23 protein-coding genes are annotated in these 23,078 nt (G+C 63.8%); 17 read left to right on the top strand and 6 right to left on the bottom strand.

Going from position 1 to position 23,078, the window contains the following annotated elements; all coding sequences use genetic code 11:
* Positions 1-38: 38 nt before the first annotated feature.
* The 3 genes from alaS to F3H35_RS12020 are packed head-to-tail and all read left to right on the top strand — an operon-like array spanning position 39 to position 3,600.
* Positions 39-2,702 carry an alanine--tRNA ligase gene (alaS, locus tag F3H35_RS12030; protein ID WP_149779821.1) on the top strand — a complete coding sequence of 888 codons (2,664 nt, stop codon included), beginning with the start codon at positions 39-41 and terminating at the stop codon, positions 2,700-2,702.
* 3 nt (positions 2,703-2,705) lie between these two features.
* On the top strand, positions 2,706-2,993 hold the full coding sequence (locus tag F3H35_RS12025; RefSeq protein WP_007815998.1) for a DUF1330 domain-containing protein: 288 nt from the start codon (positions 2,706-2,708) through the stop codon (positions 2,991-2,993).
* Positions 2,994-3,051: 58 nt separating this feature from the next.
* Positions 3,052-3,600 (top strand): histidine phosphatase family protein, encoded by a 549-nt coding sequence (locus F3H35_RS12020; RefSeq protein ID WP_149779820.1) that lies wholly within the window; start codon positions 3,052-3,054, stop codon positions 3,598-3,600.
* A 12-nt stretch (positions 3,601-3,612) separates the two neighbouring features.
* On the opposite strand, the gene typA is transcribed toward F3H35_RS12020, so the two are convergent.
* Both typA and ssb read right to left on the bottom strand, forming a co-directional pair.
* Positions 3,613-5,433, bottom strand: a complete 1,821-nt coding sequence (gene typA / locus F3H35_RS12015; protein WP_149779819.1) for a translational GTPase TypA — start codon at positions 5,431-5,433, stop codon at positions 3,613-3,615.
* Between the two features lie 151 nt (positions 5,434-5,584).
* Complete coding sequence (gene ssb, locus F3H35_RS12010) at positions 5,585-6,103, bottom strand: single-stranded DNA-binding protein (protein ID WP_149779818.1); 519 nt, start codon at positions 6,101-6,103, stop codon at positions 5,585-5,587.
* A gap of 198 nt (positions 6,104-6,301) precedes the next feature.
* Between ssb and F3H35_RS12005 the strand changes: the two genes are divergently transcribed.
* Positions 6,302-6,898, top strand: a complete 597-nt coding sequence (locus tag F3H35_RS12005; protein WP_149779817.1) for a lytic transglycosylase domain-containing protein — start codon at positions 6,302-6,304, stop codon at positions 6,896-6,898.
* 20 nt (positions 6,899-6,918) lie between these two features.
* Here the strand turns inward: F3H35_RS12005 and F3H35_RS12000 are convergent, their stop codons facing one another.
* The 3 genes from F3H35_RS12000 to miaA all read right to left on the bottom strand — a co-directional run bounded on the left by F3H35_RS12000 (position 6,919) and on the right by miaA (position 10,485).
* A complete protein-coding gene (locus tag F3H35_RS12000; protein ID WP_149779816.1) occupies positions 6,919-8,586 on the bottom strand; it encodes an ABC transporter substrate-binding protein in 1,668 nt (555 codons plus the stop codon).
* Positions 8,587-8,699: 113 nt separating this feature from the next.
* Positions 8,700-9,524 (bottom strand): AraC family transcriptional regulator, encoded by an 825-nt coding sequence (locus tag F3H35_RS11995; RefSeq protein WP_223228396.1) that lies wholly within the window; start codon positions 9,522-9,524, stop codon positions 8,700-8,702.
* A 79-nt stretch (positions 9,525-9,603) separates the two neighbouring features.
* Positions 9,604-10,485: a tRNA (adenosine(37)-N6)-dimethylallyltransferase MiaA gene (gene miaA / locus F3H35_RS11990; protein WP_149779815.1), complete on the bottom strand. Its 882-nt coding sequence runs from the start codon at positions 10,483-10,485 to the stop codon at positions 9,604-9,606.
* A gap of 141 nt (positions 10,486-10,626) precedes the next feature.
* Here miaA and pyrH point away from each other — a divergent pair, with 141 nt between their 5' ends.
* The 13 genes from pyrH (at position 10,627) to lpxB (ending at position 22,680) form a co-directional block, all read left to right on the top strand.
* Positions 10,627-11,358: a UMP kinase gene (gene pyrH / locus F3H35_RS11985; protein ID WP_149779814.1), complete on the top strand. Its 732-nt coding sequence runs from the start codon at positions 10,627-10,629 to the stop codon at positions 11,356-11,358.
* 51 nt (positions 11,359-11,409) lie between these two features.
* Entirely contained in the window at positions 11,410-11,973 is a 564-nt protein-coding gene (frr, locus tag F3H35_RS11980; RefSeq protein WP_149779813.1) for a ribosome recycling factor, read from the top strand.
* A gap of 17 nt (positions 11,974-11,990) precedes the next feature.
* On the top strand, positions 11,991-12,716 hold the full coding sequence (locus F3H35_RS11975) for an isoprenyl transferase (RefSeq protein WP_149779812.1): 726 nt from the start codon (positions 11,991-11,993) through the stop codon (positions 12,714-12,716).
* Positions 12,713-13,492: a phosphatidate cytidylyltransferase gene (locus F3H35_RS11970; RefSeq protein WP_149779811.1), complete on the top strand. Its 780-nt coding sequence runs from the start codon at positions 12,713-12,715 to the stop codon at positions 13,490-13,492. Before F3H35_RS11975 ends, F3H35_RS11970 begins: the two co-directional genes overlap by 4 nt.
* Positions 13,489-14,661 (top strand): 1-deoxy-D-xylulose-5-phosphate reductoisomerase, encoded by a 1,173-nt coding sequence (dxr, locus tag F3H35_RS11965; RefSeq protein WP_149779810.1) that lies wholly within the window; start codon positions 13,489-13,491, stop codon positions 14,659-14,661. Before F3H35_RS11970 ends, dxr begins: the two co-directional genes overlap by 4 nt.
* 10 nt (positions 14,662-14,671) lie before the next feature.
* On the top strand, positions 14,672-16,015 hold the full coding sequence (gene rseP / locus F3H35_RS11960) for an RIP metalloprotease RseP (RefSeq protein WP_149779809.1): 1,344 nt from the start codon (positions 14,672-14,674) through the stop codon (positions 16,013-16,015).
* A 146-nt stretch (positions 16,016-16,161) separates the two neighbouring features.
* Positions 16,162-16,287, top strand: a complete 126-nt coding sequence (locus tag F3H35_RS19140; RefSeq protein ID WP_262975131.1) for a hypothetical protein — start codon at positions 16,162-16,164, stop codon at positions 16,285-16,287.
* 127 nt (positions 16,288-16,414) lie between these two features.
* The gene (gene bamA / locus F3H35_RS11955) at positions 16,415-18,739 is read left to right on the top strand and encodes an outer membrane protein assembly factor BamA (protein ID WP_149779808.1); all 2,325 of its coding nucleotides are present in this window, start codon (positions 16,415-16,417) and stop codon (positions 18,737-18,739) included.
* Between the two features lie 8 nt (positions 18,740-18,747).
* Positions 18,748-19,362, top strand: coding sequence for an OmpH family outer membrane protein (locus F3H35_RS11950; protein ID WP_223228395.1), 615 nt, complete (start codon positions 18,748-18,750; stop codon positions 19,360-19,362).
* Between the two features lie 81 nt (positions 19,363-19,443).
* Positions 19,444-19,908 carry a 3-hydroxyacyl-ACP dehydratase FabZ gene (gene fabZ / locus F3H35_RS11945; RefSeq protein WP_149779807.1) on the top strand — a complete coding sequence of 155 codons (465 nt, stop codon included), beginning with the start codon at positions 19,444-19,446 and terminating at the stop codon, positions 19,906-19,908.
* A 5-nt stretch (positions 19,909-19,913) separates the two neighbouring features.
* Positions 19,914-20,717 (top strand): acyl-ACP--UDP-N-acetylglucosamine O-acyltransferase, encoded by an 804-nt coding sequence (lpxA, locus tag F3H35_RS11940; RefSeq protein ID WP_149779806.1) that lies wholly within the window; start codon positions 19,914-19,916, stop codon positions 20,715-20,717.
* A gap of 2 nt (positions 20,718-20,719) precedes the next feature.
* Entirely contained in the window at positions 20,720-21,526 is an 807-nt protein-coding gene (locus tag F3H35_RS11935; RefSeq protein WP_149779805.1) for an LpxI family protein, read from the top strand.
* Positions 21,526-22,680 (top strand): lipid-A-disaccharide synthase, encoded by a 1,155-nt coding sequence (lpxB, locus tag F3H35_RS11930; RefSeq protein WP_149779804.1) that lies wholly within the window; start codon positions 21,526-21,528, stop codon positions 22,678-22,680. The genes F3H35_RS11935 and lpxB overlap by 1 nt, the downstream gene beginning before the upstream one ends.
* A 115-nt stretch (positions 22,681-22,795) precedes the next feature.
* Here lpxB and F3H35_RS11925 read toward each other — a convergent pair whose 3' ends face one another.
* Positions 22,796-23,074 (bottom strand): hypothetical protein, encoded by a 279-nt coding sequence (locus F3H35_RS11925; protein ID WP_149779803.1) that lies wholly within the window; start codon positions 23,072-23,074, stop codon positions 22,796-22,798.
* Between the last annotated feature and the right edge of the window lie 4 nt (positions 23,075-23,078).

Here is a 23,078-nt window from a genome sequence, read left to right as displayed (position 1 = left end):
GAACGCAAGCCCAGACCGCTCCGGATAAAGAGACACAGATGCCCACGCTCAACGACATCCGCTCGACCTTTCTGAATTTTTTCGAAAAGAACGATCACCAGATCGTCGACAGCTCGCCGCTAGTCCCGCGCAACGATCCGACCCTGATGTTCACCAATTCGGGGATGGTGCAGTTCAAGAACCTTTTCACCGGGGTCGAACATCGCGATTACAGTCGGGCGGCGACCAGTCAGAAATGCGTGCGCGCAGGCGGCAAGCACAACGATCTGGACAATGTGGGGTATACCGCGCGGCACCACACGTTCTTCGAGATGCTGGGCAATTTCAGCTTCGGCGATTACTTCAAGGAACAGGCGATCCCCTATGCCTGGGACCTGCTGACCAAGGATTTCGGCATCGACAAATCCAAGCTGCTGGTCACGGTCTATCACACCGATGACGAGGCGGCGGATATCTGGAAGAAATATGCGGGCCTGCCGGAAGAGCGGATCATCCGGATCGCAACGGATGACAATTTCTGGTCGATGGGCGCGACCGGGCCGTGCGGGCCGTGCACGGAAATTTTCTATGACCACGGTCCCGAAATCTGGGGCGGTCCGCCGGGCAGCCCGGAAGAGGATGGCGACCGGTTCATCGAGATCTGGAACCTCGTCTTCATGCAGAACGAGCGGTTCGAGGATGGCACGCAGCGCGATCTGGACATGCAGTCGATCGACACCGGCATGGGGCTGGAACGGATCGGTGCGCTGTTGCAGGGCAAGCATGACAATTACGACACCGATCTGCTGCGCGCGCTGATCGAGGCCAGCGCCAATATCACCGACGGCGCGCCAGATGGGCCGGGCAACGTTCATCACCGGGTGATCGCGGATCACCTGCGGTCGACCTCGTTCCTGATCGCGGATGGGGTGATGCCGTCGAACGAGGGGCGGGGCTATGTGCTGCGGCGGATCATGCGCCGCGCGATGCGCCATGCGCATCAGCTGGGCGCGGGCGATCCGGTGATGCACCGGCTGGTGCCGAGCCTTGTTGCGCAGATGGGGCAGGCCTATCCGGAACTGGGGCGCGCGCAGGCGCTGATCGAGGAGACGCTGAAACTGGAGGAGACGCGGTTCCGGCAAACGCTGGATCGCGGGTTGCGGCTTCTGGATGACGAGTTGGACAAGCTGGCCAGCGATGCGCCGCTGCCGGGAGAGACCGCGTTCAAGCTATACGATACGTTCGGTTTCCCGCTTGACCTGACGCAGGATGCGTTGCGCGAAAAGGGTCGGTCTGTCGATGTGGCGGGGTTCGATGCGGCGATGTCCGAGCAGAAAGCCAAGGCGCGCGCGGCATGGTCCGGCTCGGGCGAGGCGGCGGATGCGACGATCTGGTACGATATCGCCGAGGACAAGGGCACCACGGATTTCCTGGGCTATGACACGGAGCGCGCCGAGGGGCAGATCACGGCCCTTGTGCGCGATGCGCAGCGGATCGAGGCCGCGTCACAGGGCGAAGAGGTGCAGATCGTTCTGAACCAGACGCCGTTTTATGCCGAATCCGGTGGCCAGGTGGGCGATACGGGGGTGTTGCGCACCGAAGGCGGGGCAGCACGGATCACCGACACGCGCAAGGTGGCGGGCGTCTTCCTGCATGTGGCCGAGGTGACCGAGGGGCGGATTGCGGCCGGCGAGGCCGCGCAGCTGGAGGTCGATCACGCGCGGCGCGCAGCGATCCGGGCCAACCATTCGGCGACGCATCTGCTGCATGAGGCGCTGCGCGAGGCGCTTGGCGATCACGTGGCACAGCGCGGATCGTTGAACGCGCCGGACCGGCTGCGGTTCGATTTCAGCCATGCCAAGGCCTTGAGCGCGGAGGAATTGGAGCGGGTGGAGGCGGATGTGAATGGCTTCATCCGCCAGAACGCAGCCGTTGATACGCGGATCATGACGCCGGATGATGCGCGCGCGCTTGGGGCGCAGGCGCTGTTCGGTGAGAAATACGGCGACGAGGTGCGCGTCGTGTCGATGGGCAAGCTGGACGGGTCGGGCAAGGGCTCGGACGGGCGGACCTATTCGATCGAATTATGTGGCGGCACCCATGTGCGCCAGACCGGGGATATCGGGGTGTTCGTGGTGACCGGCGATCAGGCGTCGAGTGCGGGTGTGCGCCGGATCGAGGCGCTGACCGGAGAGGCGGCGCGGCAGTATCTGAGTGCGCAGGCGCATCGGGTGGATGCGCTGGCCGCCGAGTTGAAGGCGCGGCCCGACGACGTGGTGACACGGGTCAAGGCGCTGATGGATGAGCGCAAGCAGCTGGCCAATGAAGTGGCGCAGCTGCGCCGCGAGCTGGCGATGGCGGGCGGCGCGGGGCAGGGCGATGGCCCTGAGGTGCGCGAGATCGGCGGCGTGCCGTTCTTGGCGCAGGTGCTGCGCGGCGTGTCGGGCAAGGATCTGCCGGCGATCATCGACGAGCACAAGGCGCGGATGGGATCGGGCGCGGTGCTGCTGATTGCGGACGCCGATGGCAAGGCTGCGGTGGCAGCGGGTGTCACGCAGGATCTGACTGGCCGGGTGTCGGCGGTGGATCTGGTGCGGGCGGCCGTGCCGGTTCTGGGTGGCAAGGGTGGCGGCGGGCGGCCCGATATGGCGCAGGGCGGTGGCCCCGATGCGGGCAATGCCGAGGCGGCGATCAAGGCCGCAGAACAGATATTGGAGGGATAAGCGATGCCAGCACTCTGGATTGCGCATGTGACGGTGACCGACGCGGAGGCCTATGGCCGATATGCCGAGCTTGCCGGGCCTGCGATTGCGCAGCATGGCGGGCAGTTCATCGCCCGTGGCGGGCGCTATGTGCAGCTTGAGGGCAAGGAGCGCGCGCGCAATGTCGTGGCGCGCTTTCCGTCGATCGAGGCGGCGGAGGCCTGTTACCACAGCCCCGAATACCAGGAGGCGCTGAGCCATGCGCGCGGCGCGTCCGAGCGCGAATTGCTGATCGTCGAGACCACCGAATAGGCACTGGCCAGCCGCCGGGTGCGCGCTATCTGCTTTCAGCGGATAGAGGAGGCGCGCGATGCGGTTTTTGCTTTTAGTTGCGATGCTTTGCCTGCCCTTGGGGGCAATGGCGCAGGATATGTCGATGCTCAAGCAGCCCGGAGTCGTGGCGCTGATGCGGCATGCGCTGGCGCCGGGCACGGGGGATCCGGCCAATTTCGAGATCGGCGATTGCAGCACGCAGCGCAATCTGGATGCACGGGGGCGCGATCAGGCCCGGCGTGCAGGCGAGGCGATGCGGGCGGCGGGGGTGAGTTTCGATCACATCTGGACAAGCCAGTGGTGCCGGGCGCGCGAGACCGCGGAGTTGCTGGAGATCGGGGAGGTGGTCGAGCAACCGCCGCTCAATTCGTTCTTTCAGGGGCGCGGTGACCGGGCGGCGCAAACGGCCCGCACGCAAGAAATGATCGACGCGCTGCCGCAGGGTGCGCGCGTGCTGCTGGTGGGGCATTTCGTGAATATCAGCGCTCTGACCGGGGTTGGCCCTAGTTCGGGCGAGATCATCGTCACCCGCCGCGACGGGCGCGGCGGGCTGGAGGTGGTGGGCCGGATCGAGACCGCGCCCTGAGGGCTGTGCGCCTCAGGAGGATTTCGACGCGCGCTTGCGCTCATGCGGATCGAGATGCCGCTTGCGCAGGCGGATCGCGTTGGGGGTGACCTCGACCAGTTCATCGTCATCGATATAGGCGATGGCCTCTTCGAGGCTCATGGTGATCGGCGTGGTGAGGCGCACGGCCTCGTCGGTGCCCGAGGCGCGCACGTTGGTGAGTTTCTTGCCCTTGAGGGGGTTCACCTCGAGATCGTTTTCGCGGCTGTGCTCGCCGATGATCATGCCCTGATAGACCTTGGCCTGAGCGCCGATGAACATGCGACCCCGATCTTCGAGGTTCCAGAGCGCATAGGCGACCGACTCGCCGTCTTCCATGGAGATCAGCACACCGGCACGGCGGCCGGGGATCGGGCCCTTGTGGGGCGCCCAGCTGTGGAAGACGCGGTTGAGCACGCCGGTGCCGCGCGTATCGGTCAGAAACTCGCCCTGATAGCCGATGAGCCCGCGCGAGGGGACATGGGCGATGATGCGCGTCTTGCCGGCGCCACCGGGGCGCATTTCAACGAGGTCGCCCTTGCGCGCGCCGGTGATCTTTTCGATCACGGCACCCGAGTAATCGTCATCCACGTCGATGGTGACTTCTTCGATGGGTTCGAGCGTGTTGCCGTCGGCATCCTTGCGCAGCAGCACTTGCGGGCGCGAGATCGACAGCTCGAAGCCTTCGCGGCGCATGTTCTCGATCAAAACGCCCATCTGCAATTCGCCACGGCCCGCAACCTCGAAGGCTTCGCCGCCGGGGGTGTCGGTGACCTTGATGGCGACATTCGATTCGGCCTCTTTCATCAGGCGTTCGCGGATCACGCGCGATTGCACCTTCTTGCCGTCACGGCCCGCGAGGGGGCTGTCGTTGATCCCGAAGGTGACCGAGATGGTCGGCGGATCGATCGGCTGTGCCTCGAGCGGTTCGTCCACGGCGAGCGCGCAGATCGTGTCGGCGACGGTGGCTTTCTGCATGCCTGCGAGGCTGACGATATCTCCGGCTGTCGCCTCGTCGATGTCCTGCTGGCCAAGGCCGCGGAATGCCTGAATGCGGGTGACGCGGAATTGTTCGATCTTCTGGCCCACGCGGCTGATGGCCTGCACCGTCTGGCCCACCTTGAGGCGGCCGGTCTCGACCCGGCCCGTCAGGATGCGGCCCACGAAGGGGTCGGCGCTGAGGGTGGTGGCGAGCATGCGGAAATCGTCGTTCACGTGCTTGATCTGGCGCGGGGCGGGGACGTGATTCACGATCAGGTCGAACAGCGCCGAGAGATCCTTGCGCGGTCCGGTCAGTTCGGTATCGGCCCAGCCTGCGCGGCCCGAGGCGTAGAGATGCGGGAAATCCAGCTGATCTTCGTTCGCGTCGAGATTGGCGAAGAGATCGAAGCATTCATCGAGCGCACGGTCGGGTTCGGCATCGGGCTTGTCGACCTTGTTGAGAACCACGATCGGGCGCAGGCCGAGGGCAAGCGCCTTGGAGGTGACGAATTTGGTCTGCGGCATCGGGCCTTCGGCGGCATCGACCAGCAGAACGACGCCATCGACCATACTGAGGATACGCTCCACCTCGCCGCCGAAATCGGCGTGGCCGGGGGTGTCGACGATGTTGATGCGCGTGGTCTTCCATTCGACGCTGGTGGCCTTGGCGAGGATGGTGATGCCCCGCTCACGCTCCAGGTCGTTGGAGTCCATGGCGCGTTCGTCCACGGCCTGATTGGCGCGGAAGGCGCCGGATTGCTTGAGAAGTTCGTCGACAAGCGTGGTCTTGCCATGGTCGACGTGAGCGATGATTGCGATGTTGCGCAGGTCCATTTTGGTCCGATCCCGGGGAAGTTTCCCTGCGCCCTATAGGCTGTGGGGCAGAAAAGAAAGAGGCAAAAGCGCCGCGCGGCAGGGTTGTGAGTGTGCATAAGCAAAAGGGCCACCCCGGAAGGTGGCCCCGAAATGCTGCGATGCGGCAAGATCAGAACGGGATTTCGTCGTCGATATCGCGCGATGGGCCACGGGCCGGCTCGCCCTGCGGGCCGCCGCGGCCCGGATCGTTGTCATAGCCGCCATAGCCGCCGCCGTAATCGCCGCTGTCCTGACCGCCGCCATAAGAGCCGCCGCCACCGCCGCCGCCCGCATCGCTGCGGCCATCGAGGAAGGTCATTTCACCGGCATAGGGGCGCAGCACGACTTCGGTGCTGTAGCGGTCCTGTCCGGACTGGTCCTGCCATTTGCGGGTTTCGAGCTTGCCCTCGATATAGACCTTGGAGCCTTTGCGAAGATATTGTTCGGCCAGACGGACGAGAGCTTCGTTGAAGATCGCCACGGTGTGCCATTCGGTGCGCTCGCGGCGTTCGCCGGTGGTGCGATCTTTCCAGTTTTCGGAGGTGGCGATGCGCAGGTTGCAGACCTTGCCACCGTTCTGGAAGGTGCGCACTTCGGGATCGCGGCCCAGATTGCCGATGAGAATTACCTTGTTGACTGAGCCGGCCATGGCGGACCTCCTTGGAACTGTCGCTTGCGTCTATGCGCAGCGTTACACCATCGCATGGGGATGAAGGAAAGGTAAATTTTGCCGAAAATTCGCATGGCTGGTCGGGAAAAACGACGCAGGCGGCTGCAGGCAACTGGAATTCATGAAGGATTCGCGTATATTGCGCCGAAGCGAAACAGGCCGGGGGGCAGAGCGCGCATGCGGTATCTTATGGTTGCGGTGATGTCGTGCGGCATTCTGATGCCGCTCATTGGCCATGCGGATGTGCTGTCCAGCAAGAACCGGGCCATGGTGTTCAAGTCGCAGACCAAGGTTCTGGATACCCGCGCCAAGCAGCAATACAACAATTCGGTGCGCTTGCAGCCCCAGACGTTTCATACGCCGACCAAATGGGGAATCGAGCCGGGACCGGGCTTTGGCGGCGCGTATCGCGGGCCTTACCTGGATATGGCCAAGGATGCGGCACGGCGGCACGATGTGCCGGTCGATCTGTTCTTGCGGCTTGTGCAGCAGGAATCGGGCTGGAACCCCAAGGCGCTGTCGCACAAGGGCGCGATCGGACTGGCGCAGCTGATGCCGGGGACGGCGCGTCTGTTGCGGGTCAATCCGCATGATCCTTACGAGAACCTCGATGGGGGTGCGCGGTATCTGGCCGAGCAGTATCGCACCTTCCGGTCGTGGCCGCTGGCGCTGGCGGCGTATAATGCGGGTCCGGGGGCGGTGCAGAAATACGGTGGCGTTCCCCCGTTCAAGGAAACGCGCAACTACGTGCGGATCATCTGGGGCAACGGCTGAGCCGCGGCGGCCCGGACGGGTTACGCCGAAAAGCCGATCTTGTAGAGATGGATTTCGTTGGCCGGGTGTTTCTCGGCGTTCACCAGCGTGCCGTTGTGGTGATTATAGAGCGCGCGCCAATAGGGCTGAATGATCACGCCGTCGTCGCGCATCATGGTCTGGATGCCGCGCATCACCTCGCGGCGGGCGTCGGCATCGGTGAGCGACATGGCCTGATCCAGAAGCGCATCGAAGGCCGGGTTGGCATAGCCGCTTTCGTTCCACGCGGCGTCCGAGCGATAGGCCAGGTTCAGGATCTGGATGCCAAGGGGGCGGTGGTTCCATAAGGTGAGCGAGAAGGGAAATTCCTTCCAGTTGTCCCAGAACTCGGCGCCGGGAAGGATCACGCGGCGCACGGGAATCCCGGCATCATTGAGCTGTGCTGCCACCGCATCGCCGGTATTGCGCTGCCATTCGTCATCGAGCGTGACCAGCGTATGCTCGAAATCGCCAAGCCCCGCCGCGCGGATATCGGCCAGCGCCTGATCGGGATCATAGGGGGCGGGGCCAAGATCGGCATGGGCAGGATGCAGGGGGCTGACATGATCATTGGCGGCGACGGTGCCGCGCCCGGCATGACCCAGCTCGAGGCAGATCTCGTTGTCGACGGCCAGCGCCATCGCCCGCCGCACGGCGGCGTCGGCATAGGGGGTGGCGCCGTCGATCTCGGCGCGGGCATTGGCGCGGATCACGGCGGTGGAGGCGCTTTCGGTGCGGGTGCGGGTCCAGCCGATGGCGTCCATGATGTCGATGAAATCGCCAACGCTTTCATAGAGCAGGTCGATTTCCCCGTTGCGCGCGGCTTCGACCCATTTCGAAGGGTCGGTGCCGTAATCGATGAATTCGATGCGGTCCAGATAGGGTCCGCCGAAAACCTCGGTGCCCCACCACTGATGCGCGGGATCGCGTTCGAGCACGCAGCTTTTGCCGACCTCGAGGCTGACAGGCCGGAAGGGACCGGTGCCGATGCCATGCATGAAGGGATCGCCGCCATCATAGGAGGAATGCACGAGGGCGGCGGGATAATCCGACATATTGGCGATCACGGTGATGTCGGGGGCCGACAGCTGCAACGTCACGGTCAGATCGTCGGGCGTGCCCACGGCGCCGTCGCGCAGCTGGCCGGTGGCGGGGTCGATCAGGCCGGGAAAGCGGCTGGCCATTCCGTTGCGCGGCGCGGTGCTGTCGCACCAGCGCGCCAGATTATGCGCGACATCCGCCGAGGTGAAACGATCGCCATTGTTCCAGGTGATGCCGGGGCGCAGGTTGAGCACGTAGCGGGTGGCGTCTTCGTTGACCTGCCATGTCTCGAGCAGAAGGCCGCGAAACGTGCCATCGGCATTGTATTCCACCAGATACTCCAGAAAGCCCCGGGTCTGGTTGCCCATCTCGCTCCAGTCATAGCTGCGTGGATCGCGCAGGGCCTTGACGTTTTGCTGGATGCGCAGCGTGCCGCCCTGAGCGATCGCGGTCTGGGCCGGGGCAGGGGTTGGCAAACCGCCAAGCGCGAAAGCCGCCGCCGCCCCGACGCCAAGGCCGGTGGCACGGGTCAGAAACTCGCGCCGGTCGATGCGTCCTTCCTGTAGCGCGCGGGCGAGGGGCCGGGCGGCGGGATGGAAAGAGGCGGGGCGGCAGGGGCGTGAAGGCATGTGCTGAAATTCGCTTTCGGTTGGCGTGGGGAGACAGGCAATCGGGTGCGGGCGCGTTTATGAGGTGCAAATCAGGACTCGCAGTTCCATTACACATCCGGTGCGCTGCGAGTTCAACCAAAACCGCGTTCGCCGGCTTGCGGCATCGGCGCGCCATGCGACTCCCGGCGCAGTTGGGTGGGCGTCTGTCCGGTATGATGCAGCATGAAACGCGAGAAATAAGCGGCGCTGCGAAAGCCCAGCATTGCGGCGATGCGGTTGAACGGATGATCCGAGTGTTCCAGCAGGCTGCGCGCGGCGTGCAGGATGCGTTGCGTGAGAAGCTGAGAGGCGCTCATGCCCGCGCATTGCCGACAGGTGCGGGTCAGATGGGTGGGTGTCACGCCAAGCGCACGGGCAAAATCGGCCATCGGCTTGCCGGTCGCGTGGTCCCGTTCGATCAGGGCGGCATAGGCACGGACCAGCCGCTCGGCGGCAGGGGGGCGGACGGGATCGGGGTCTTGCTCGATCATGCTGCGCCGGAGCCAGACCCCGAGCAGAACGGCATGGGCGCGCATCGCCTCGTCCGAGAAGGGGCGTTGTGCCTTGTCTTCGCGCTGCATGGTTTCAAGGATCGTCGTCAGTTCCGACTGTGCATGGACATCGCGCAGCCGCAGAAGCTGTGCGCTGTCGGGCATCGGCACGGCCTCGCTCGGGGGGATCGCGCAGACAAGTCCGAAGCCCAGCCGGGCCAGATCCGTGGAAAAGAGCGTGCCTGCGGGAATGATGACGGCGTTATGCACCCCGACGCCGCGGCGGATGCCATCGAGCAGGCAGCGCCCCTGACCACGGGTGATCCACAGGATGCTATGTGTGTCGTGGCTGTGGGGGAGTTCGGCTTTCCAGCGGGCGGGACCGGCCCATTGGGCCAGCGTCATGATGTGCGGTTGACGTTGCATGGCCGGACAGCCCCGATTGACGAAATTTCGTCACTATATGCCCATTATCCTGACCTTGTTAATAAAAATTGTTGATAATTCACAAGTCTGGCGCGGCAATCCTGTGCCAGCCGGACATCCGGGCACGAAACCATGTGCGTTGTCGCTTGGCGAATTGGCGGGTTGCGATGGTTGCGGCCTCGCGGGCGGCGTCTAGGCTGGTGTCTCCGCGCAGATGGGCGATCAGTTCGGGCGCGCCGATTGCGCGCGACGAGGGCAGATCGGGTTGCCAGCCCGCAAGATTGGCGCGCGCCTCGTCCAGAGCGCCGGCGCGCAGCATGGCGTCGAAGCGCCGTTCGATCCGGGGCGTGAGCCAGTCCTTGTCCGCCTCGACCAGGAGGGCGGTGCAGTGATCGAGGGGCAGGAGCGGCGGTGGCGTGTCGTCCTGCCAGTCGGCAAGGCCGCGACCGGTGGCGCGTTGCACCTCCCAGGCGCGTTGGACCCGCATCGGGTTGCGGGTGTCGATCCGGTCGCGGGTGGCGGGGTCGAGATCGGCCAGAAGGGCGGCGCAGCCCTCGCGGGCCATAAGGTCATTGGCCAGCGCGCGGATCGCGGGCGGGGTCGGAGGGATCTGCGCCAGACCTTCGGTGAGGGCCGTGAAATAGAGCCCGGTGCCGCCGATGATGATCGGGCGGGGGCCATCGCGCAGAAGCGGCGCCAGATCGCGCAGCCAGTGGCCCACGGAATAGTCCCGGTCCCGCGGCACATGGCCATAGAGCCGGTGGGGGGCTGCGGCCTCGTCCTCGGGCGAGGGGCGCGCGGTGAGCACGCGCCAGTTGTCATAGACCTGGATGGCGTCGGCATTGACGATCACGCCGCCCTGATCGCGGGCGATGCGCAGGGCCAGCGCCGACTTGCCGCTGGCGGTTGGACCGGCGATCAGCACGGGGCGATCGGGCGATATGTGGGGCAGCTGCGTCATCGGGGCGTCAGATATGCGAAATCGGCGCCCATTTCGAGAGCCATCGGCGTTTATCCTGCCGGGAACGGGTTTCGGTCATTGAACACCGGCGGGTTTTCCGACATTTTGCGCACAATCAGAAGGCCGCACGGAGATCCGCCCATGTCAGACACTGCCCCGCCCGAAACCAGATTCCAGCGCGTTCTTCTGAAAATATCCGGCGAGGCGCTGATGGGCGATCAGGGCTATGGGCTGCATCCTCCGACGGTCGAGAGGATCGCCCGCGAGGTCAAGTCGGTGCACGATCTGGGCGTCGAGATCTGCATGGTGATCGGCGGCGGCAACATCTTTCGCGGGCTGCAAGGCTCGGCGCAGGGGATGGAGCGCACCACCGCGGATTACATGGGGATGCTGGCCACGGTGATGAACGCGCTGGCGATGCAAAGCTCGCTCGAGAAGATGGGGGTTTATTGCCGGGTGATCTCGGCCATTCGGATGGACGAGGTGGCCGAGCCGTATATCCGGCGGCGTGCTGTCCGCCATCTTGAGAAAAAGCGCGTCTGCATCTTTGCGGCGGGCACGGGCAATCCTTATTTCACGACCGACACCGCGGCCACGCTGCGCGCCAACGAGATGGCTTGCGAGGCGATTTTCAAGGGCACCAAGGTGGATGGCGTTTACGACAAGGATCCGATGACCAACCCTGATGCCAAGCGCTATGACAGGATCAGCTATGACGATGTGCTGGCCCAGCATCTGCAGGTGATGGACGCCAGCGCGATTGCGCTTGCGCGCGACAACAACCTGCCGATCATCGTCTTCAGTCTGGACGAGCCGGGCGGCTTCAAGGGCATCCTTGCGGGCCACGGCACCTATACAACTGTGCATGGCTGAGGCAAAAGAGACCAACAAAGAGGCGAATGCCGCAAGAAGGAACCGAGGAACATGGCGGAAGAGTTCGAACTGGACACGGATGATCTGCAACGGCGCATGGAGGGCGCCATGGGGGCGTTGAAGACGGAATTCGCCTCGTTGCGCACGGGGCGCGCGTCGGCGTCGATCCTAGAGCCGGTGATGGTCGATGCCTATGGGCAACGCACCCCGGTCAATCAGGTCGGCACGGTCAATGTGCCCGAGTCGCGTATGGTGACGATCAATGTCTGGGACAAGGCGCTGGTCGGGAAGGTGGAAAAGGCGATCCGCGAAAGCGGGCTGGGGATCAACCCACAGCTCAACGGAACGATCATCATGCTGCCGATCCCCGAATTGAACGAGGAGCGCCGCAAGGAGCTGACAAAGGTCGCGGCCCAATATGCCGAGCATGCCCGCGTCGCCGTGCGCAACGTGCGCCGCGACGGCATGGACCAGATCAAGAAGGCCAAGGCCGATGGCATGTCCGAGGATGACCAGAAGTTCTGGGAAACCGAGGTGCAGGACCTGACCAACAAGTTTATCGCCCAGGTCGACGAGGCGCTTGAGACCAAGCAAGCCGAGATCATGCAGGTGTGACGATGAAGGATTGCGACATGGCGAGGAACAGCCCCCCGACCGGTGGACCGCGCCATGTGGCGATCATCATGGATGGCAATGGCAGATGGGCGCAGGCGCGCGGGAGGCCGCGCCTTTTCGGGCATCACGCAGGCGCCCGGCGCGTGCGCGACATCGTCAGCGCCTGCCCGGAACTGGGCGTGGATTACCTGACGATCTTTGCCTTTTCTACCGAGAACTGGAAGCGCACCCAGACCGAGGTTTCCGGGCTGATGGCGCTGTTCCGGCGGTATATCATCAAGGAAATGCAGGAATTCGTGAAGGAAAACGTGCGGGTGCGGTTCATCGGGGATCGTCGGCGGCTGGATCGGTCCTTGCAGGACCTGATGGATGAGGCCGAGACGATGACAAGCCATTGCACCCGTCTCAACCTGACCATCGCGCTGAATTACGGCGGGCGCGACGAGGTGGCACGGGCCACCAAGCGGCTGGCCCAGGATGTGGCGCTTGGCCGGTTGGACCCGGATGCCGTGGATGAGGAAACCCTGCCCAAGTACCTGGATACCTGCGTTCTGCCGGATCCCGATCTGGTCATCCGCACCAGCGGCGAGGCGCGGATCTCAAACTTCCTGCTGTGGCAATCGGCCTATTCGGAATATGAATTCGTCGATACGCTCTGGCCGGATTTCACCAAGGACATCTTTACCGACGTGCTCCGGAGCTATGGCGCGCGCGAGCGGCGTTTCGGCGCCGTCATCGGATGAGTTCATCGGCCCGCTGGTCCGACCTTGCGCCGCGGCTTTTGTCGGGGCTGGCGATGGCTGTGGCGGGTGCGGTGGCGCTGTGGTCGGGGGGCTGGATCTTCAAGGGCATGATCTGTGCGCTGGCCGGTCTAATGACGTGGGAGGCCGCGCGCATGCTCGTCGCCAAGGGGCCTGTCGCGCTCGGGCTTTTGTCGGCCGTGGCGCTGGCGCTTGCGTTGCTGCTGCCGGGGATGGTCGTGCTGCCGGCGCTGGCGGCGGCGGCGCTGGTGGGGGCCACGCAGGCGGGGCGCGAGGGCGGGGTTTATGCCGTGTTCGTGCTGTGGGTTCTGCTGGGCTGTTATGGTTTCGGCGTTTTGCTGGATGCGGCTGGCCTTGGCTGGATCGCGTGGCTGGTGCTGGTGGTGGTGGTGTCGGATGTGGCGGGCTATTTCGCGGGCCGCATCCTGGGCGGGCCGAAATTCTGGCCGCGTTTCAGCCCCAAGAAAACCTGGTCCGGCACGCTTGCGGGTTGGGCCGGGGCGGGGATCGTCGGCTTGATCTTTTCCGAGCCGCTCGGGGCCGGGGCGGGGCTTGTCGTGATCTCGATGCTGGTGGGCTTCGCCGGGCAGATGGGCGACATCGCGGAAAGTGCAGTGAAGCGGCGGACCGGGGTGAAGGACAGCTCTCACCTCATTCCGGGGCATGGGGGTGTGCTTGACAGGTTCGATGCGATGCTTGGCGCTGCGATGATGGTGATGATCTTGTGGATGGCCGGCGTGATGCCGGGGCTGACATGAAGCGGGTGACGATCCTTGGGGCCACAGGGTCCATCGGGCAGAACACGCTGGACCTGATCCGTCGTGCGCCGCAGGAGTTCGAGGTGGTGGCGCTGACCGGCGGGCGCAATATCGCGCAGTTGGCGGCCGATGCGAGGGAGTTCCGAGCAAGCCTTGCGGTCACGGCGCATGACGACTTGCTGGACGATCTGCGCGCGGCGCTCGCGGGATCGGGGATCGAGGCCGCATCGGGCGCACAGGCGCTGATCGAGGCGGCGGCCCGGCCTGCGGATTGGGTGATGTCGGCGATCGTGGGGGCGGCGGGGCTGCCTCCGGGGCTGACAGCGCTTGAGCAGGGCGCGACACTGGCGCTGGCCAACAAGGAATCGCTGGTGGCGGCGGGCCCGCTTCTGATGGCGACAGCGGCCCGGAAGGGCGCGCGCATCCTGCCGGTGGACAGCGAGCATTCGGCGATTTTTCAGGCGCTTGTGGGCGAGGATATGGAGGCCGTGCGCCGTGTCATCATCACCGCGAGCGGCGGCGCGTTCCGCGACTGGCCGATGGAACGGCTGGCGGGGGCCACGATCGAAGAGGCGTCGACCCATCCCAACTGGGATATGGGGCAGCGGATCACGATCGACTCGGCGTCGATGTTCAACAAGGCGCTCGAGATGATCGAGGCGCGGGAATTCTTCGCACTGGACCCGGACAAGATCGAGGTGCTGGTGCATCCCGAATCCCTTGTCCACGCGCTTGTCGGCTTTTGCGATGGCGGGCTCATGGCCCATGTCGGCCCGCCAGATATGCGCCATGCCATCGGCTATGCGCTGAACTGGCCCGAGCGGCGCGAGCTGCCGGTCGAGGTGCTGGATCTGGCCGCAACGGGACAGTTGACGTTTCGCGCGCCCGACACGGCGCGCTATCCCGCCTTGCGACTGGCGCGCGAGGTGATGCGGGCGCGCGGGTTGAGCGGGGCGGTGTTCAACGGCGCCAAGGAACGCGCGCTGGATCATTTCATCGCGGGCCGCATCGGATTTCTGGCGATGAGCGCCATCGTGGAAGAGGTTCTGACCCGTCTGTCGGCGGATAAAGGCCTTATTGATGCCGAGATCACCCTTGATACCGTGATGCATCTGGACCACCTCTCACGGGTATGCGCCGACGAGGTGGCGCAAAAGCAGAGCAGATAGGACAGCGATCTTGGACAGCGTAGCGTTTTTGCCGCAATTCGGCGGCCTCTTCATGACAATTCTGGCTTTCGTGGTCGCCTTGTCGGCGATCGTCGCGGTGCATGAATACGGCCATTACATCGTCGGTCGCTGGTCGGGCATCAAGGCGGATGTGTTCTCGATCGGGTTCGGGCCGGTCATCTGGTCGCGGGTGGACAAGCACGGCACGCGCTGGCAGTTGGCGCTGCTGCCGTTCGGGGGCTTCGTGAAGTTTCGGGGCGATGCGGATGCCGCGAGCGCCACGGCCGAGGGCGCGGTGAGGCAGATGAGTCCGGAAGAGCTGCGGCAGACCATGCATGGCGCGCCATTATGGGCGCGCACGGCGACGGTGGCCGCGGGGCCGGTGTTCAATTTCGTGCTGTCCATTCTGGTCTTCGCCACGATCATGATGACCCAAGGCAAGGTGGCCGAGCCTTTGGCGGTGGGAGAGTTGAAGCCGCTGCCGGTCGAGGGCATCACCCTGCAGCCGGGAGATGCGCTGCTCAACGTGGCGGGAATCGATGTGCCCGATTTCGGCAACCCGGATGTGTTCGATCCGTTCATGGATCAGTTGCCGACCGAGCCGCTGCTGGATTACGTGGTGCTGCGCGATGGTCAGGAGGTGACCGTTCAAGGCCCCTATCCGCTGCCGCCCCTCGTGGCGCAGCTTGCCCCGCAATCCGCCGCCTTCGAGATCAACATGCGTCCGGGCGATGTGATCATCGCCGTGGACGGCACGCCGATTCATGCGTTTTCCGAACTCAAGGAGGTGGTCGAGACCTCGAACGGGCGGCCCTTGGCGCTTCAGGTCTGGCGGGACGGCGCGACGCTCGATTTCACGCTCGAGCCGCGGCGCGTGGACGAGCCGCAACCCGATGGCGGGTTCGAGACGCAATGGCGCATCGGGATCGCGGGGGCGTTGGCCTTTGATCCCGCGACCGAACGGCTTGGCCCCGTCGAGGCGGTGCAGCGCGGTGCGGTGCAGGTCTGGGACATCATCGAGGGCTCGATGTCCGGCCTGTATCACATGATCACCGGGGCGATCAGCAGTTGCAACATGTCGGGGCCTATCGGGATTGCCGAAGTGTCGGGCGCGATGGCCAGTCAGGGCGCGCAGAGCTTCATCTGGTTCATCGCCGTGTTGTCCACCGCGGTCGGATTGCTGAACCTGTTTCCGATCCCGGTTCTGGATGGCGGGCATCTGGCGTTTTACGCCTATGAGGCCGTGTCGGGCAAACCGCCGAGTGACCGGGCGCTGCGCATCCTGATGACCTTGGGCCTGACGCTCATCCTGAGCCTGATGGCCTTTGCGCTTTATAACGATATCTTCTGCTGATCTTCGGCGCGATCATCAGGGTCATGATCACGACAAGGGGCGTCGCGGCACGGTCTGCGGCGCCTTGAAAATGCCGAAATCCTGTCCCAGCCGCCGCCATAATGGGTCTGCATCCATGGCTCACAAGACCTGGCAGGACCAAGACCATGCAACACATCAAACGCGGATATCGGGGGCTCAGCCTTCTGTTCAATCTGAATTGGGATCGGATTCTGTATCTGACGACCATCGCGGTGGCGTTGCTGGCAGGTGGGTTCATCGGCTCGCTGTGACGGTTGCGCCGCGTCTGGACAGCGGCGCGTGAAATTTGTCCGGCAATCTTGCTCTCCCAGTTTTGACAAGCCTTTCCAGACCGGATACTGACATCTATGATAGGGATGTTGGACCGGATATTACGACATGGAAATAAAGCACCAGCGCCGCGTCTTCAGCGGGGGTATTTCGCCAAGCCTCGTTAAGACCCTCCGGGCCTTTGGCCTTGTCATGGTGACATTCGCCGTTCTGGCGTATGGAGAAATGGCCTCGGCGCAGTCCTATCGGTTCAGCACCGTCGAGATCGAAGGCAACCAGCGGGTCGAGGCCGGCACGATTCTCAGCTATGCGGGGATCGAGCGGGGGCAAACGGTGTCCGCAGCCGAATTGAACGATGCCTATCAGAAAATCCTTGCGTCCGGGTTGTTCGAAAGCGTGACGATCGAGCCGCGCGGCAACCGGCTTTTCATCAGTGTCGTCGAATACCCGACCATCAACCGCATCGCCTTCGAGGGGAACCGCAGGCTGAAGGATGAGGATCTCGAGGGCTTTGTCCAAAGCCGGGTGCGACAGGTCTTCAGCCCGACACAGGCTGAGCGGGACGCAGCAACCCTCACCGAAGCCTATGCGCAGAACGGGCGCTTGTCGGCGCGGGTGTCGCCCAAGGTGATCCGCCGCAGCGATAATCGTGTCGACCTCGTGTTCGAGATTTTCGAAGGCGGCAAGATCGAAGTGCAGCGCATCAGTTTTGTCGGCAACAAGGCGTTTTCCGATCGCCGCCTGCGGCGCGTGATCGACAGCAAGCAAGCCGGTCTGCTGCGCGCGCTGATCGAACGGGATACCTTTGTCGAGGACCGGATCGAGTTCGACAGGCAGGTGCTGACGGATTTCTACCAGTCGCGCGGCTATGTGGATTTTCGCGTCACCGGCACGAACGCTGAATTGGCGCGGGAGCGTGACGCCTATTTCGTGACGTTCAACATTCAGGAAGGCCAGCAATTCACCTTTGGTGAGATCACCACCATCAGCGATCTGCCGGAAGTCGATCCCGATGTCTATCAGGCGGTGCTCAAGGTCAGACCCGGCATGGTCTATTCGCCCACCCGCGTGGAAAACGCGATCTCGCGGATGGAGCGTCTGGCGATCAAGGAGGGTGTGGATTTCCTGCGGGTGGAGCCGCGAATCTCGCGCAATGACAGGGACCTGACGCTGGACGTCGAGTTTGCGCTGGTGCGTGGTCCGAGGGTCTTTGTGGAGCGGATCGACATCGAGGGCAACACGACAACGGTGGATCAGGTGATCCGGCGTCAGTTCGATGTGGTCGAGGGTGATCCGTTCAATCCGCGCCAGATCCGCGAAGCGGCAGAGCGTATTCGCGCGCTGCGGTATTTCTCGGATGTCGAAGTGGATGCGCGCGAAGGCTCGCGGCCCGATCAGGTGGTCGTGGATGTCAATGTCGAGGAAACCACGACAGGCTCGCTCAGCTTCGGCGGCAGCTATTCGACCAATAGCGGTCTTGGCATCAGCGTGGGCTTCAGCGAACGCAACTTCATGGGGCGCGGTCAGGAGCTGACCGCTCAGGTCGCCGCGGCGGAAAACAACGCCAATTACAATATCAGCTTTGTCGAGCCTGCCTTCCTTGGCCGCGATGTGGCGTTCGGGTTGGACTTTGCGCTGATCGAATCCGACAGTGATTTCAGCCTGTTCAACACGACGACGGGCATTTTCCGGCCCAGCCTGACCTTCCCGGTGAGTGAAAACGGTCGTCTGTCGCTGTACTATGATGCAAGCTATGACGAGATGACCGATTACCGTGGTTTCTCGAGCGTACTGCGGTCGGAGGTGGCACAGAAAGGCCTGTGGTCAAGCGGCATCGGCTATGAATACACCTATGACACGCGCCGGGGCGGGCTTGATCCGAATTCGGGCGTGCTGTTGTCCTTCGGGCAGGAATTCGCCGGGCTTGGCGGGGATACGGAATTCATCAAGACCAATGCCCGCATCATCGCTCAGACCATGGTTCTGAACGAGGAAGTTACCCTGCGGGCGACGCTGGAAGGTGGGGCGCTCGATTTCCAGAAGGGCACCAGCCGTGCGGTGGATCGCTTCAGCTCGCAAGTGATGCGCGGCTTCGAGCCGAATGGCATGGGGCCGATCGAAGGGACGGAGCATCTGGGTGGCGACTTCTACGCGGTGGCCAAGTTCGAAGCTGAATTCCCCTTGGGCTTGCCGGAAGAATACGGGATTTCCGGGGGTGCCTTCTATGACGTGGGGAGCATCTGGGGTCTGGATACGCGCAATGCCACGGGCCTGATCCGCTCCAAGGGCTTCAAGCCGCGTCATGTGGTCGGTGTGTCGATGTTCTGGGCATCGCCTTTCGGTCCGCTGCGGCTGAACTGGTCCACGGCGCTTGAAAAAGAGCCGGGCGATATCGAGCAGACATTCGACCTGACTGTCCGGACGGAGTTCTGAGCCCTCGGATGACGGGTCTGGCATTTCTCAGGAGAGTGGCGGTTTCTGTCGGGTTGGGGATCACGATGCTGGCCGGGGTGCAGGCTTCGGCGCAATCCATCGGCGTGGTGCAAAGCGATGTGCTGGTGGTCAACCCCGATCTGCTCTTTGCCGAGACCCGGCTGGGTCAGCGTATGACCGATGAATTGCAGACCGAGAGAGACGCGCTGATCGCGCTGAACCGGGATCTCGAACAGCAGCTTGAAAGCGAAGAGAAGGCGCTGACGGAATTGCGCGCCGAGACCAGCCCGGAAGAGTTTCGCCGCATGGCGGACAGTTTCGACCAGAAAGTGCAGCAAATCCGTGAGGATAGCGAACGCCGCGTGCGCGACCTGGAGCGCAGCCGGTCACAGGCGCCTGTGACCTTCATGCGCATTGTCGAGCCGATCCTGATCGAGATCATGCGCGATGCCGATGCCGCCGTGATCCTTGACAGTCGCGCGACGCTGCTCAGTGTCGATGCGGTGGATATCACCGCCCTTGCGATTTCGAGGGTGGATGAGACGATCGGCGACACAATGCCACCTGAGCTGATGAGAGGACCGCAAGCTGCGCCGGATGACACATCTTCTGGCGCCCAGTGACCCTGCCGCGCTCTGGCCGCTTGCCCATGACAGGTTGAGTTGCTAGGGACATGGCAAGCCTGCACATCGAAGGAACGCATCATGACCGAGCCGCTGAAATCCGCGGATATCCAGCTGATCCAAGCGCTTATCCCGCACCGCTATCCGTTTCTGCTGATTGACAAGGTGGTCGATATCGATGGCTGCACGTCGGCGCGCGGGATCAAGAACGTCACGATCAACGAGCCGCATTTCCAGGGGCATTTCCCCGGCAAGCCGATCATGCCGGGAGTCACCATCGTCGAGGCGATGGCCCAGACGGCGGCCGTGATGGTCGGGACTGCCATGGGCATGGAAGGTCGCGATCTGCTGGTCTATTTCATGGCGATCGACAATTGCAAATTCCGCCGGATGGTCGTGCCGGGAGATGTGCTCGAGTTGAAGCTGACTACGCTGCGCGGCAAGCCCGGCGGCAAGGTGTGGAAATTCGCCGGCGTGGCCGAGGTCGAGGGTGAGGTCGTCGCCGAGGCCGAATTCACCGCCATGATGGATTTGCCCAAGGAGTGACTCCGATGCCGCAACTGGCGGAAACCTTCATTCACCCGACCGCGCTTGTCGAAGAGGGCGCGGTTTTGGGGACCGGCTGTCATGTAGGGCCGTTTTGCCATGTCGGCCCGGATGTCCGGCTTGGTGATCGCGTCGTGCTGAAATCGCATGTCGTGGTGGCCGGTGACACGGTGATCGGCGAGGATACGGTGATTTTCCCCTTCGCCTGCATCGGGGAGGTGCCGCAAGACCTGAAATTCAAGGGCGAACGGACACGGTTGGTGATCGGCGCGCGCAACCGTATTCGCGAGCATGTGACGATGAATACCGGCACCGAAGGCGGTGGCGGGGAAACCCGCGTGGGCGATGACGGGCTGTTCATGGCAGGCTGTCACGTGGCGCATGACGTGCATCTGGGCAACCGGGTCATCATCGTGAACAACGCGGCCCTTGCCGGGCATTGCGTGTTGGAGGACGATGTCATCATCGGCGGCCTGTCGGGTGTGCATCAGTTCGTGCGCATCGGTCAGGGCGCGATCATCGGGGCGGTCACGATGGTGACCAATGACGTGATCCCTTACGGTCTGGTGCAGGCGCCGCGCGGTGAATTGGATGGTCTGAATCTTGTGGGGCTCAAGCGGCGCGGCGTGCCGCGCGCGGATATCACCGCGCTGAGGGCGGCGTTTCAGATGCTGGCCCAGGGCGAAGGCGCGTTTCAGGATCGCGCCCGGCGCCTTGGGGACGAGACCGAAAGCGACTATGTGCGCCAGATCGTCGAATTCGTGACAGGGGCGAGCGACCGGTCGTTCCTGACACCGGGCGCGGGCTGAACATGACGGGACGTCTGGCGATCCTGGCGTGCAGTGGGGGCCTTCCGGTGCGGATCGCCGAGGCGCAGCCCGATGCGCTGAAGATGGGTTTTCAAGGCGTTCCCAATGAGTTGCGGGGCGATGTTAATATGCATCGCTTCGAGAAGATGGGCGCTGTCTTTGACGGGTTGAAGGCGCAGGGCGTGGACCGTGTGGTCTTTGCCGGATCGCTTTCGCGCCCGCCGCTGAACCCTGCGGATTTCGATCCGGTGATGTTGGGCCTTGCCCCGCGGCTGATGGTGGCGATGCAGGGCGGCGATGACGCGCTGCTCAGAGAAGTGATCGCGATTTTCGAAGAACAGGGCTTTGCCGTGATGGGCGCGCATGAGCTGGTGCCGGGGCTGACCGCTGAAGAGGGGCTTTGCGTCGGCGCCGAGATGTCCGAGACCGATCTGATGGATGCCGGGCGCGCATGGGATATCCTGATGGCCTTGTCACCGCTGGATGTGGGGCAGGGCTGTGTGGTGGCCGGGGGACAGTGCCTGGGGATCGAGACGGTGCAGGGGACCGATGCCTTGCTGGGATTCGTGGCAGCCACACCAGAGGCGTTGCGCCGGGGCGTCAGGGGCGTTTACGTCAAGGCCGCCAAGCGGGGGCAGGACCTGCGGGTCGATATGCCGGTGATCGGACCGAAGACCATAGAGGCGGTGGCCGATGCCGGGCTTGCGGGGCTTGTGGTAGAGGCCGGCAGGGTGATGATCCTCGAGCGGGAAAAGACCGTGCAGGCTGTTGAAAAGGCAGGGCTTTTTCTATCGTCACGGGTGCTGTGATGCGGGTGTTCCTGATCGCCGGAGAGGCGTCGGGCGACAAGCTGGGCGCTGCGCTGATGGCCGGGCTGAAATCGCTTGAAAGCGTTGAGTTCCAAGGGGTTGGCGGCCCGCTCATGCAGGCCGAAGGGATGGTTTCCCTGTTTGACATGGATGAGCTGTCGGTCATGGGGTTGGCGGAGATCGTGCCGAAATATCCGCATCTGCGGCGACGGTTGCACCAGACGGCCAAGGCGGTGCTCGAGGCGCGGCCGGATGTGCTGATCACCATCGACAGCCCGGATTTCTGTTTGCGGGTCGCCAAGCTGGTCAAGGCGAAAAGTGACATAAGAACAGTGCATTACGTGGCGCCGTCGGTCTGGGCATGGCGCGCGGGGCGCGCGCGCAAGATGGCACGGGTCGTGGACCAGGTCTTGGCGCTCTTGCCGTTCGAACCACCCTATATGGAAGCGGCGGGGGTGGCGTGCGATTTTGTGGGGCATCCGGTGGTCAGTGATCGTCAGGCGAATGCCGAGGAAATTCAAGGATTTAGGGAGCGTCACGGGATTGAGGGAGCGCTGTGGATGATCCTGCCGGGCTCGCGCCGGGGAGAGGTGCAGCGCCTTGGCCCGATATTTAGTGAGGTTGTTCAAAGGGTTATCAGGCAAAAGCCGGATCTTTCGGTGGTTATTCCGACGAGGCCAAACGTGGCGCCGATGGTGCGGGAGATGGTCGAGGGCTGGCCGGTGAGGCCGGTGATCCTGGACCCCTCCGAAACCGACCCCGAAACCGCCAAGGCCGAGAAGCGGGCGGCGTTCGGGGCGGCGGATTGGGCGCTGGCGGCGTCGGGGACGGTGTCGTTGGAACTGGCGGCGGCGGGCACGCCAATGGTCATTGCCTATGACGTCAACCCGTTGAGTCGGTTCATTATTTCCAAGATGCTGACCATCGACACGCTGACACTTGTCAACCTTGTCTCGGAGACGCGGGCGGTGCCGGAGTTTAATGGCAAGCGCTGCCGGCCCGAGTTGATCGCGCCCGGCATGCTTGAGGTGATGGAGGCGCCGGGCGCGCAACGCGCGGCGATGGAGCTGACCATGCAACGGCTGGGGCGCGATGGTGAGGCGCCGGGGCTGCGCGCGGCAAGGGCGGTTCTGGCGCGGATGCGCCATGTGTAGGGTTCGTACGAAACCGACACGGGTTTGGGACGGGCTCTGCGCAATTTGGCGAAAATTGTGTCCCTTTGGTACGCAAACAGCCTGTCGGACGGCGTTCGCGGCGGTCCTGTGTCTGTCACTGATCCTGTGGTCTGTGATGCCGAGCGTCACGCATGCGCCGGAGGTTTTGGAGACGGCTCAGAATCATCCCGAGGTCATCGCCGAGCACGGGCACGAACACGGTCACGGGCACGGGCACGAACACGGTCACGGGCATGGGCAGGAACGTGGTCATGCGCACGAAATTCAACATGAGCATGACCTTGATCGGCTGCTGCATGGTCACAGCCACGATGCTGCCGATCACGATCACAGTCAGGCGGTTCTGGTGGCGCGTGCGCCAGCCGGGACCCAAGCGG

It is taken from the genome of Roseovarius litoreus (assembly GCF_900142765.1).
GTDB lineage: Bacteria > Pseudomonadota > Alphaproteobacteria > Rhodobacterales > Rhodobacteraceae > Roseovarius > Roseovarius litoreus.
The sequence above is the reverse complement of the archived record's forward strand: the minus strand, read 5'-3'. Positions and strand labels throughout refer to the sequence as shown.